We start from the raw sequence: 11607 nt of genomic DNA on the forward strand, positions 1-11607 counted from the left end.
CTGTGGGGGGGGGGCTCCTAGAATAACCCAATTTCCCTTCTGTTTCGTAGTTGATTTTTTTCGGTTGTTTTTGCCTTGTTGGTGGGGGGTGTGCCGGCCGGCACACCGCCCTTCTGCGTCGGACGTCAGAACTGGTGCACGGCCACCACGTCGTACTCGGTCTGCGGTGTCGGCTCCACGTCGAAGCGCGCGTTCGGCAGGTACAGCCGCCTGCCCCACGCCGCCGCCGTCGTCGGGATGCGGAAGCGCGGGTCGGTGATCCGGGCGATCGCCGTGCCCCTGGTGCCGGTGTCGTTCAGCCGGAACACGTCGATCGCGTTCTGCTGCTGCTGGACGGCGTAGAGGATCCGGCCGAGCAGGAGCAGGCCGTCCCCGTTGGGCAGCTTCGCCGTGCCCAGGTCGACGGTGCGGGCGACCCCGGTGCGCGGGTCGACCCGCATGAGGCCGCCGCCGTTCGCAAAGGCGTTGACCACGAGCAGGGCGCTGCCGTCGGGTGTGCGTTCGATGCCGTTGGCGGTGAAGTCCGGGCCCTGCTCCCAGTCGCCGGTCAGGGGCAGGGTCTCCACCGCCTCGGGGGTGCGGTGCCCGCCCCGGGCCAGTCGGTAGAGCTGCGGCTTGAAGGAGTCCGTGAACCAGGCGGCGCCCGGGGTGAGGATCACGTCGTTCACGAAGGTACCGCCGGTGGCGTACACCTTCAGGATCTCGCCGGTGCTGGCGTCGACGGTGCGGATCTCACCGCTGCCGCCGCCGGCCAGGAAGAGCGTGCCGTGCCGGTCGGTCTTCAGGCCCACGGTGGCGTGTCCGGTGCCGAGGCCCTTGCTGATGACGGAGCCCCGGCCGGTGGCGAGACTCGCCCGGTAGATGTCGCCGTTGGCGAGCGAGCCGAAGTAGGCGAAGGGGTTCGCGCCGATCGTGATGCCCTCGGGCTGGAAGCCGTCGGGCAGGGGGAACTGTGCGGGCCACGGGTGCTGCCGGGTTTCGGCTGCGTGCGCGGTACCGCCGAGGAGGGCCGCGCCCGAGAACGCGGCGGCTGTGGTGAGCAGTCTTCGACGTGCGAAGGAACGGTCTGCGGGTGCCACTGTGCGTCCTTCCGCAGCAGGGCCGGGCGCTGCCGGCCGTACGGTCAAAAGTCGCTCTCACCCCACCACATGACCGTCGCTCCCGCAGCCCTTGGCGGGATGTGACGTGACATCAGTTCCATGTGGGAATGCCCACGTTGCCCAACGGGAGTGCCGGGTCGGGCTCGAAGCCGCGCCCGTTCCTCCGCATCGACGGAGAAGAGGCCGCCCCGGAAGAACGTGAGGGGCGCTTCCCCCGCGGGGAGGAAGCGCCCCTCTCTGCTGTCTTCGGCGCTACAACGCCACGCCCAGCAGTGCGTCCACCGCCCGCGACACCACACCGGGCGCGCCTTCGTCCGTACCGCCCCGCTCGTTCTGGAGAGCCGCCCACCGGTCTACGGCGGCCAGCGCGGCCGGCGCGTCCAGGTCGGCGGCGAGGGCCTCACGGATCTCCTCGACGAGTGCCTCGGCGGGCGGACCGTCGGGCCGGGAGACGGCGGCACGCCAGAGGCCGACCCGGTCGAGGGCGTCCTGCAGGACCTGGTCGGTCCACTCCCAGTCGGCCCGGTAGTGGTGGGCGAGGAGCGCGAGCCGGATGCCGGCGGGGTCGACGCCGTCGCGCCGGAGCTGCGAGACGAAGACCAGGTTCCCCTTGGACTTGGACATCTTCTCGCCGTGCAGGGCGACCATGCCGGCGTGGACGTACGCCTTGGCCATGGGGAACTCACCGGTCAGCACCTGGGCGTGCGAGGCACCCATCTCGTGGTGCGGGAAGGCGAGGTCGGAGCCGCCGCCCTGGACGTCGAAGCCCATGCCGAGGTGGTCGAGGGCGATGGCGACGCACTCGATGTGCCAGCCGGGCCGGCCACGTCCGAGCGAACCGCCGTCCCAGCTGGGCTCGCCCTCACGCGCGGCCATCCACAGCATCGGGTCGAGCGGGTTCTTCTTGCCCGGCCGGTCGGGGTCGCCCCCGCGCTCGGCGGAGAGCAGCCGCATCGCGGCGGCGTCCAGGCGGGAGACCTTGCCGAAGTTCGGGTCGGACTCGACGGAGAAGTAGACGTCCCCCTCGAGCTCGTACGCGGCGCCCGCGTCCCGCAGTCGTTCGACGAGCGGCACGATGCCGGGTATCGCCTCGACCGCGCCGATGTACTGCCGCGGGGGCAGCATCCGCAGGGCGGTCATGTCCTCGCGGAAGAGGGCCGTCTCCTTCTCGGCGAGGGCGGCCCAGTCGATGCCGTCGCGTTCGGCCCGTTCCAGCAGCGGATCGTCGACGTCGGTGACGTTCTGGACGTAGTGGACCTGCCGCTTGGTGTCGAGCCACACGCGCTGCACGAGGTCGAACGCGTTGTAGGTCGCCGCGTGACCCAGGTGGGTCGCGTCGTACGGCGTGATGCCGCAGACGTAGATACGGGCGACGGGACCGGGGTCGAGGGAGACCAAGCCGCCGGTCGCGGTGTCGTGGATCCTCAGGTCGCGGCCCTGACCAGGCAGGGCGGGGACCTCGGAAGCGGGCCAGGCATGCATGTCATGAGCCTAACCGGACGGATGTTCCGTATACGAACCGGACCGGGTCGGATGGCCGGTAAGGCATTCTTGCGCGATATCGCTCGGCGTGCCGGACGGCTAGACGGGCGGCCACGGAATGGCCGGCCAGTCCCCGTTCGGCTCCGGGTGCCTGCCGGTGGCCAGCAGCGCGTCGACACGCGCGCGCGTGGCGTCGAGTTCGGCGGCGGTGATCAGCGCGGCCAGCCGTGCGGCCAGCGCCCCCTGTGCGCCGAGCGCCGCCTTGAGACCGGTCAGTACGCCGACCGCCTCACCCGTCAGCGGCTCCCCGGCCCACCCCCACAGCAGCGTCCGCAGCTTGTTCTCGACGTTGAAGGTGACCCCGTGGTCGATGCCGTACAGCACACCCCCGGCGGCGGGCAGGAGGTGCCCGCCCTTGCGGTCCGCGTTGTTGATCACGGCGTCGAGCACGGCGAGCCGGCGCAGCCGCTCGTCGTCGGCGTGCACGAGCAGCGCGGTCCGCCCCTCCCCGACCTCGGCGAAGCCGATCGCCTTCCAGCCCGCCTCGGGCTCCTCGCCCTCCACCAGTGCGAGCAGTTCGGCCTCGGGCGTCACCTCGATCCACAGCTGGCACATGCCCTCGCCGTACGGCCCGTCCCGCAGCACGGTGGGCGGTACGAGGCCCCAGCCGGTCGCCTCGGAGACCTCGTAGGCCGCGACCTCACGCCGGGCGAGGTTTCCGTCGGGGAAGTCCCACAGGGGACGCTCCCCGGCCACCGGCTTGTAGATGCAGGCGGCTTCCCGGCCGTCGTGGGAGACCGTGCAGTACAGCGCCGCGTTGGACGCCTCCCGGATGCGGCCGCGCACGGTGAGCTCGCCCTCGGCGAGCAGTTCGGCCGACATCCCTGTCGTCGTCACGCCCCGCGGCGGTATCCGTTCTGGCGCGGACATACGTGTCCTTCCGGATCGAGCGGGAGGCTGCACAGCGGACACGGCGGCCGCCCCGCGTTGACGACGTCAAGGGCGCGCTTGGCGAAGGCCCTGGCCTGCGCGCCGGTGAGCCGGACCCGCAGCATCGGGGGACCGTTCTCCTCGTCCTGAAGCAGCCGCTCCTCGGCCTCGGCGAGGTCCTCGTCGGAGTCCGCGTCGAGCTCGACGAGGGCCTGCGCCTCGACGATCATGCGCTGCTCGTCGCCGTCCCAGGCGAGAGCCATGGTGCCGACCCGGAACTCCTCCTCGACGGGGGCGTCCAGGGGGCGGGTGTCGGCGACTTCGGTGGGCGCCACCGCCGGGACGGCGGCACTTCCGCCGCTACGGCGTACGACCTCGTCCAGCAGCTCGTCCATGCGCTCGGCGAGCGCGGCGACCTGGGTCTTCTCCAGGGCCACGCTGGTCACCCGGGGGCCGGCCGTGGCCTGGAGGAAGAACGTACGGCGTCCGGGCAGTCCGACCGTACCGGCCACGAAGCGGTCCGGGGGGTCGTAGAGGAACACCTGACGGGACACGTCCTGTCTCCATTGAAATCGTGGGTGCGAACCGCTTCACCCTACTGCGCCCGGCGATCACGGTGCGCCCGCACCACCCCCGACCGTCGCGTCGTCGGCCGGAGGCTCCTCGCGCGGCGCCAGGGACGCGAAATCGCCGGTGTCGCCGAGGCGGACGACAAACGGCCTCAGACGGGTGTAACGGATCGCGGTGATGGAACACGGTTCAACGGCAATCCGCTGGAAGAGGTCGAGATGAAGTCCGAGTGCGTCCGCCACCAGAGACTTGATGATGTCGCCGTGGGAGCACATGAGATAGACGGCGTCGGCGCCGTGGTCGCGCTCCACGCGCGCGTTCCACTCGCGCACCGCCTCGGCGGCGCGGGTCTGCATCGCCCGCATCGACTCGCCGCCGGGGAACGAGGCAGCCGAGGGGTGCGCCTGCACGACCTCCATCAGCGGCTCGTCCGTGAGCTCGGCGAGCTTGCGGCCCGACCAGTCGCCGTAGTGGCACTCCCCGATCCGTTCGTCGGAGTGCGCGGCGAGGCCGGGCCGGGCGTCGAGGAGTGGCCGGATCGTCTCCTGGCAGCGCTGCAGCGGGCTGCTGACGACCTCGGCGAGCGGCAGCTCGGCGAGTCGTCCGGGCAGCGCGGCGGCCTGCGCGGCGCCGCGCTCGTCGAGGGCGACGCCGGGCGTCCAGCCGGCGAGCAGTCCCTCGGTGTTGGCGGTGGAACGTCCGTGCCGGACGAGGATCAACGTGGGCATGCGGCCCAGCGTAAGCGCAGGCCCGAACGGGGCGGCCCACGGATGACAGGGGAACACACTCAGTGATCGTCGACTGTGCCATCTACCGCGACGGACATCGGACGGAGGGCCCCGAGGATCTCTCCGACGCGCTCGCCGAGGCCAGGGCGGCCCACGGGTTCGTCTGGATCGGGCTGCACGAGCCGTCCGAGAAGGAGTTCGACCACGTCACCCGGGAGTTCGGACTGCACCCACTGGCGGTCGAGGACGCCCTCAAGGCCCACCAGCGGCCCAAGCTGGAGGTCTACGACGACTCGCTGTTCGCGGTCCTCAAGCCGGTCGTGTACGAGCCGCAGAGCGACGCCGTGTCCACCGGCGAGGTCATGCTCTTCCTCGGCGACTCGTTCGTGGTGACCGTCCGCCACGGCGAGGGCTCCCCGCTGGGCGCCGTACGGCACCGGATGGAGCAGGAGCCCGAGTTGCTCGGCAAAGGCCCCACCGCGGTGCTGTACGCGGTCGCCGACGCGGTCGTCGACCACTACCTGGACGTGGCGACCGAGTTGCAGACCGACCTGGAGGAACTGGAGGCGGAGGTGTTCTCGCCGGACGGCGGCGGCTCGCGCCACACAGCGTCGCGGATCTACACCTTCAAACGGCAGATCCTGGAGTTCCGCCGGGCGACCGGCCCGCTCGCGCTGCCGCTGACCCGCCTCGCGGGCGTGGAGCAGTTCGGCGGGGCGGTGCCCTTCGTGAACGACAGTGCGCGGCCCTTCTTCCGGGACGTCAACGACCACCTCACGCGCGTGAACGAGTCGGTGGAGGGCCTGGACCGGCTGGTCTCGGACGTCCTCTCCGCACATCTGGCGCAGATGAGCGTCCGGCAGAACGACGACATGCGGAAGATCTCCGCGTGGGCGGCCATGGCCGCGATCCCCACGATGATCGCGGGGATCTACGGCATGAACTTCGAGCACATGCCTGAGCTGCACTGGGTGTGGGCGTATCCGGCGGTGATCGTGCTGATGGTCGCCCTGGAGGTGTTGCTGTACCGGCTGTTCAAGAGCCGGGGGTGGATGTAGCCGGGGCGGGTGCAGCCGGTCGCCGCCGTGGCGGGTGTTCTACGCCGCCGCCGGGATGCCGTCGCGGGTGGACGCCGGGGACGTCCCGTGGGTCAGGCGAACTCGGGGGCCGAGGGCGCCGGGCCGCCGAGGGCGTCCCGGCGTTCCGGCATCGTCAGGGACACCATGCGGCGCCAGCCTGCCAGGCGTTCGTACGCGTACATCGCGTGGATGCCGGCCGCGAGCACCGCCGACTTCGCCTTCGGCCAGCCCAGGATGCGGCCCATGTGGGCCATGACGGCCAGGCTGACGTCCCGGTAGATGGCGATCTCGGCGATCGCGCACTCGCGCAGCGTGCGCTGGATGAGCCGTCCGTGCCCGGCGGCCGCGAACCGCAGCAGTTCCTCGTGGGTGTAGGCGAGGTGGCCGTCCTCGTCGTCGGAGATCATCCGGACGGCCTTGCCGATCAGGGGGTCGTCCGCGAAGTGCTTGCGCAGCATCACCATCTGGTCGGCGGCGCGCTGCTCGGTGACCCGGCTGTGCGCCAGGTAGACGACGATGTCCTTCACCGTGAGCGGCCGGTCGCCCTTGAGCTTCTCGTGGGCGAGTCCGATGCCGTGCTTCTCCAGGAGCATCGTGTAGTCGGTCTCGGGCGGGACGGGGGCGGGCTCCAGAGCGCGCTTCCTCATGAGGGCGTTGAAGATCCGCCCGTGCTTGTCCTCGTCCGCTCCGTGCCGGGTGATCTTGGGGGCCATGTCCCGCTCGCTCGCGGGGACGAGCGCGGCGATGCGGGCGTTCTCCCAGCCGCCCTGCGACTCCCCGCTGGCCGCGATGGAGCAGAACAGGCGGAAGGACTCGTCGTTGTCGAGGATCTCCTGGAACAGACTCTTGGCCGAAAGCATCGTCAGCACCTCTCTGCAGGACTCTCCGCAGGGTCCGCAAAGAACGAGTCAAATGCGGTGAGAGGGGTGCTGCAACAGCTGTGTCGGACAACTCCGCCAAAAGGATGACCCTCGGGGTCGCTCCAGGGCGTAACCGCGCGGGCCCGCGCGCGTTGTGCTGCGTGACGGCCGTGGCGGGGAAGACCCCCGAGCCCCCACCACGGCCGCTGTAAACCTCCGGTGGTCGAACCCGGTGTCACGCGAGCCCCGCACGCTCCATGGCCTCCGCACCGGCACGGAGCGAGGCGAGGCGCTCGTCGAGCGTGAAGCCCGCGGGAGCGAGGCTCAGGGTGGTGACTCCGACCGCCGCGTACGCCTTCATCCGGTCCGCGATCCGGTCGACCGAACCCAGCAGGGTCGTCTTGTCGATCAGCTCGTGCGGTACGGCGGCGGCCGCGCCCTGCTTGTCGCCGGACAGGTACTTGTCCTGGATCTCGGCGGCTTCCTTCTCGTAGCCCATGCGGCGGGCCAGCTGGTTGTAGAAGTTCTGCTTGCTGCTGCCCATGCCGCCGACGTACAGCGCGGTGTACGGGCGGAAGGTGTCGGCGAGCGCGGCCACGTCCTTGTCGTCGCCGACCGCGAGGGGCAGGGTCGGGCACACGTCGAAGCCGTCGAGGGTCTTGCCCGCCTTCTCGCGTCCCGCGCGCAGGTACGTGATCGCGGTGTCCTCGAGGTGGTCGGCCGACGGGAAGATCAGCAGCGCGCCGTCCGCGATCTCACCGGTCTGTTCGAGGTTCTTCGGGCCGATGGCGGCGATGTACAGCGGGATGTGCTCGCGCTCGGGGTGCACGGTGAGCTTGATGGGCTTGCCGGGGCCGCCGGGCAGGGGCAGCGTCCAGTGCTCGCCCTCGAACGACAGCCGCTCGCGGGTCATCGCCTTCCGCACGATCTCGACGTACTCGCGGGTGCGGGACAGCGGCTTGTCGAACTTGACGCCGTACCAGCCCTCGGAGACCTGCGGGCCCGAGACGCCGAGGCCGAGGCGGAAGCGGCCCCCGGAGAGCGAGTCGAGGGTGGCGGCGGTCATCGCGGTCATCGCCGGCTGCCGGGCCGGGATCTGGAAGATGGCCGAGCCGACGTCGATGCGCTCGGTCTGGGCGGCGACCCAGGTGAGCACGGTGGCCGCGTCGGAGCCGTAGGCCTCGGCGGCCCAGCACACCGCGTATCCCAGCCGGTCGGCCTCCTGGGCGACGGCCAGATTGTCCGCGTCCATGCCGGCACCCCAGTAGCCGAGGTTGATCCCGAGCTGCATGCCGAATCCCCTTACCGATCAGTAACGTCCCTTGTCCGCAGACCTTAGCGCGGGGGTGGGGGTTCGTGTACGGCGAGCACCCGGCCGCCGCTCCGGCCGTCCGGTCGGATGCCCGCCACCAACCCCGGCCGCCTCGGCGGAAACTGGTTATCCACAGGCACCCACGTGACAGGTTCTGGCCAGTAATCTCGGCGTTCATGGAGCAGAGGCATCTCGGCCGCACCGGCCTGCGTGTGTCCCGCATCGGGCTCGGCACCCTCACCTGGGGGCGGGACACCGACGAGCACGACGCCGCGGACCTCTTGAAGACGTTCTGGGAAGCGGGCGGGAGCCTCGTCGACACGGCGGACGTGTACGGCGACGGGGAGGCCGAGTACCTGCTCGGACGTCTCATCGAGGGCCTCGTACCGCGCCGGGACCTGGTCATCTCGACGAAGGCCGGCAGCGTGCCGGATCCAGACCGCCGGTTCGACGGCTCGCGCGGCCATCTGCTCTCCGCGCTGGACGCCTCGCTGGCCCGGCTCGGCACGGACTACGTCGACGTGTGGCACATCCACGCCTTCGACCCCGACACCCCGCTGGAGGAGACCCTGCAGGCACTGGACCTCGCGGTCAGCAGCGGACGAGCCCGCTATGCCGGGGTCTCCAACTTCTGCGGGTGGCAGCTCGCCAAGGCCGCGACCTGGCAGATGGCCGCACCGGGCACGCGGACCCGGCTGGCGAGCACGCAGCTGGAGTACTCGCTGCTCCAGCGCGGCGTCGAGCGCGAGGTGATGCCGGCCGCCCTGGATCTGGGCATCGGCATGCTTCCCTCGTCCCCGCTCGGCCGTGGTGTGCTCACCGGCAAGTACCGGCACTCGACACCGGCCGACTCGCGGGGCGCCTCGGAGCATCTGGGGCCGTTCGTCGCGCCGTATCTCGACGACACGGCGACGCGCATCGTGGACGCCGTGACGACGGCGGCGGACGGGCTCGCGGTGACCCCGATACAGGTGGCCCTCGCGTGGGTGCGAGACCGGCCCGGCGTGGCCGCGCCGATCATCGGCGCGCGCAACGCACAGCAGCTCACGGCCGCGTTGTCAGTGGAGGCCCTTAGTCTTCCTGACGAGATCTGCCGGGCGCTCGACGACGTGTCGGCGCCCGTGCACCGCTATCCCGATCACGACTGGAGCACGCTGTGAGCACGGAGCCGGAGCCCGCTGAGCACGCCGAGGACGCCGAGCCGGGGACGCCGGGCACCGCGGCGGAGGGCGCCGCCCCCGAGGCAGACGCCGCGGAGGCCGGTGACGCGTCCAAGGGTGAGACCGCGGAGGCCGGTGACGCCCCCGAGGCAGACGCCGCGCAAACCGGTGACGCCTCCGAGGGTGAGACCGCGGAGGCCGGTGACGCCCCCGAGGGCACCACCGCCGGCGACGCCGAAGAAGCGAAGAAGCTGTCCGAGGCCGAGGCCGAGCTCGCCGCCCAGCGGCTGGAGCGGGAGCGGATCGAGCAGCGGAAGGCCGAGAAGAAGGCGCCCATCGCCGCCGGGATCAAGCTCAGCGGGAAGGCCGCCGACCTCCTCGCTGCCGTACGGGCGGTGGAGAGCGGCGAGAAGCCCGCGGCCGCCGTCTTCGGCGAGCCCGCACCCGCGCCGCGCCGCACCGCACCGGAGTCGAGGCCGCAGCCTGTGTCGACGCCCCCGGTGAGCGCGACTGCCGCCCCCGCGCCGGAGACCGTCGAGTCCGTGCGCCGCGTGCTGACCGAGGGCGGGGCGCCGGACACGCTTGCACCGCAGGCCGCCGCGGCCCTCGGCGAGGGGGCCGACGAGCAACTGCGCGCGGACCCCTGGCAGTTGTTGCGGATCGCGAGCGTGCGGCCCGAGCAGGCCGACCAGTTCGCGCGGGCCCTGCTCGGCGCGGAGTGCGCTCCGGACGACGAGCGGCGCGGCCGCGCGGTCACCGTCTGGCTGCTGGAGCAGGCCGCCCTCGCCGGGCACACCGCCCTGGAGATGCCGGCGCTCACCGCCGCGCTGGCCCAGCGGGGCGTGCCGGATGCCGACGCGGCCGTCCAGAGCACCCTTGCCGAGGGCGAGGCCCTGGTCTTCCAGGACGCCCTGGACGAACCCGGAGCACCGCCCCGGCGCGAGCAGGACGACGATGCCGAGGGCGGCGAGGAGGGCGAAGAGCGCCCGGTGCGTGTCCTCGTCGGTCTGGAGCGGTACGCCCTCGCGGAGGAGAGCCTCGCCGACGGCCTGGCCCGGCTGATCAACTCGGTGCCGAAGGAGGACGGTTCGGCCGCGGACTGGGAGCAGGCCGCCGCCTCGGCAGGGGGTTCCGCCGCCGAGCTGATCCGGGCGGTCGCGGGCCACGGTCTGGTGCTCCACACGGGCGGCGAAGCCTCCCTGGCCGAACCGGCTGCACTGCTGAGCGCGGCCCGCGGGCTGGGGCTGCGCGCCTGGGCCGCCACGCACGGCCCGATCGGCCGTGACCGTTTCGCGGCGCGGGCCGCCCGTGCCGGCGCGCCGCAGAGCGCCGAGGCCACCGACGCGCCGCAGCTGACCGTCGCCACCGTCGCCGGGCTGCTGTCCGGTGCCGAAGGGCCGGGCCGGGACGCCGAGGGTGCCCTGGACCTCGACCTGCTCGTGGTGCTCGACGCCCCGCAGCTGGACGTCGAGACGGCGGCGCTGCTCACCGAGTCGCTGCCGGACGGCGCCCGGCTGGTGCTGGCGGGGGACCCCACGATGCTGTGGTCCGTGGGTCCTGGGCGGGTGTTCGCGGATCTGCTGACGGCGCGGATCTGCCCGCAGGTCGCCTCCCGTCGCCCGGACCCGGGCCCACTGGGCGAGCTGGTCTCCGGCGTCGGCATCGGCGAGCTCAACCAGGTCGAGGCCCCCGGCAAGGAGGTCGTGATCGTGCCGGTGCGGGACGCGGGCGAGGCCGTGCACCGGACCGTGCAGCTCGTCGCGGACTCCGTGCCCCGGGCGATCGGGGTGCCCACCGAGGAGACGCAGGTGATCACGCCGGGCCACGGCGGCGCGGCCGGCACCCGCGCGCTGAACGCGGCACTCAAGGAGCGGCTCAACCCCGGCCCCGGCCGTTTCGGCGGCTTCGACCCGGGCGACCGGATCGCCTACTCCCCCGCGCCGGGCCGTACGCTGCCCGGCCGGGTGGTCAAGGCCGACGCCGACGGGCTGCACCTGTCGTGCGCCGGCGAGGCCGTCGTCGTACCGAAGGAGCGCGTGGAGCAGTCCGTACGGCACGGGTGGGCGCTGACCGCGCACCAGGCGGTGGGCGCCCGGTGGCCCGCGGTGGTCGTGGTGCTGCCCGGCGACGCCGTGCAGGCCCTCAGCAGGCCCTGGGTCTACACGGCGTTCGGCCGGGCGGACCGCCATCTGTCCGTGGTCCACGGGGCGGACCAGGCGCTCGCCCGTGCGGTGGCGGAGATCCCGGCGAAGCCGCGCACGACCCGCCTGCCCGCGCTGCTCGCTCCGCAGATCCCGACGGCCGGCTGACCACACACTCGCGGGTTCGTCTCCAGGCAGGTAGGTCACAACGAGAACGGCGGCGGCCGCGGAGGTCCAGCAGGGCC

The 11607-nt window shown here is 72.2% G+C and carries 10 protein-coding genes; 3 read left to right on the plus strand and 7 right to left on the minus strand.

From position 1 onward, the window contains the following. Positions 1-125 precede the first annotated feature (125 nt). The 5 genes from ACFWWR_RS43425 to ACFWWR_RS43445 all read right to left on the minus strand — a co-directional run bounded on the left by ACFWWR_RS43425 (position 126) and on the right by ACFWWR_RS43445 (position 4810). Positions 126-1079: an SMP-30/gluconolactonase/LRE family protein gene (locus ACFWWR_RS43425; protein ID WP_384309734.1), complete on the minus strand. Its 954-nt coding sequence runs from the start codon at positions 1077-1079 to the stop codon at positions 126-128. A gap of 273 nt (positions 1080-1352) precedes the next feature. Then, complete coding sequence (gene mshC / locus ACFWWR_RS43430) at positions 1353-2582, minus strand: cysteine--1-D-myo-inosityl 2-amino-2-deoxy-alpha-D-glucopyranoside ligase (protein ID WP_384309736.1); 1230 nt, start codon at positions 2580-2582, stop codon at positions 1353-1355. 99 nt (positions 2583-2681) lie between these two features. Next, positions 2682-3512: an SCO1664 family protein gene (locus tag ACFWWR_RS43435; protein ID WP_384309739.1), complete on the minus strand. Its 831-nt coding sequence runs from the start codon at positions 3510-3512 to the stop codon at positions 2682-2684. Then, positions 3476-4066 (minus strand): DUF3090 domain-containing protein, encoded by a 591-nt coding sequence (locus ACFWWR_RS43440; RefSeq protein ID WP_383876071.1) that lies wholly within the window; start codon positions 4064-4066, stop codon positions 3476-3478. The genes ACFWWR_RS43435 and ACFWWR_RS43440 overlap by 37 nt, the downstream gene beginning before the upstream one ends. 57 nt (positions 4067-4123) lie before the next feature. Further along, a complete protein-coding gene (locus ACFWWR_RS43445; RefSeq protein ID WP_383876072.1) occupies positions 4124-4810 on the minus strand; it encodes a histidine phosphatase family protein in 687 nt (228 codons plus the stop codon). Between the two features lie 62 nt (positions 4811-4872). Between ACFWWR_RS43445 and corA the strand changes: the two genes are divergently transcribed. Beyond that, on the plus strand, positions 4873-5868 hold the full coding sequence (gene corA / locus ACFWWR_RS43450; RefSeq protein WP_383876074.1) for a magnesium/cobalt transporter CorA: 996 nt from the start codon (positions 4873-4875) through the stop codon (positions 5866-5868). Positions 5869-5960: 92 nt separating this feature from the next. Here the strand turns inward: corA and ACFWWR_RS43455 are convergent, their stop codons facing one another. Beyond that, complete coding sequence (locus ACFWWR_RS43455) at positions 5961-6749, minus strand: ferritin-like domain-containing protein (RefSeq protein ID WP_383876076.1); 789 nt, start codon at positions 6747-6749, stop codon at positions 5961-5963. 235 nt (positions 6750-6984) lie between these two features. Further along, the gene (locus ACFWWR_RS43460; protein ID WP_217238897.1) at positions 6985-8040 is read right to left on the minus strand and encodes an LLM class F420-dependent oxidoreductase; all 1056 of its coding nucleotides are present in this window, start codon (positions 8038-8040) and stop codon (positions 6985-6987) included. Positions 8041-8237: 197 nt separating this feature from the next. Between ACFWWR_RS43460 and ACFWWR_RS43465 the strand changes: the two genes are divergently transcribed. Both ACFWWR_RS43465 and ACFWWR_RS43470 read left to right on the plus strand, forming a co-directional pair. Beyond that, positions 8238-9221, plus strand: coding sequence for an aldo/keto reductase (locus tag ACFWWR_RS43465; protein WP_383876078.1), 984 nt, complete (start codon positions 8238-8240; stop codon positions 9219-9221). After that, on the plus strand, positions 9218-11530 hold the full coding sequence (locus ACFWWR_RS43470; RefSeq protein WP_384309742.1) for a helix-hairpin-helix domain-containing protein: 2313 nt from the start codon (positions 9218-9220) through the stop codon (positions 11528-11530). Before ACFWWR_RS43465 ends, ACFWWR_RS43470 begins: the two co-directional genes overlap by 4 nt. Positions 11531-11607 lie beyond the last annotated feature (77 nt).

This window comes from Streptomyces sp. NPDC058678 (genome assembly GCF_042714835.1).
In the GTDB taxonomy this organism is placed as follows: domain Bacteria; phylum Actinomycetota; class Actinomycetes; order Streptomycetales; family Streptomycetaceae; genus Streptomyces.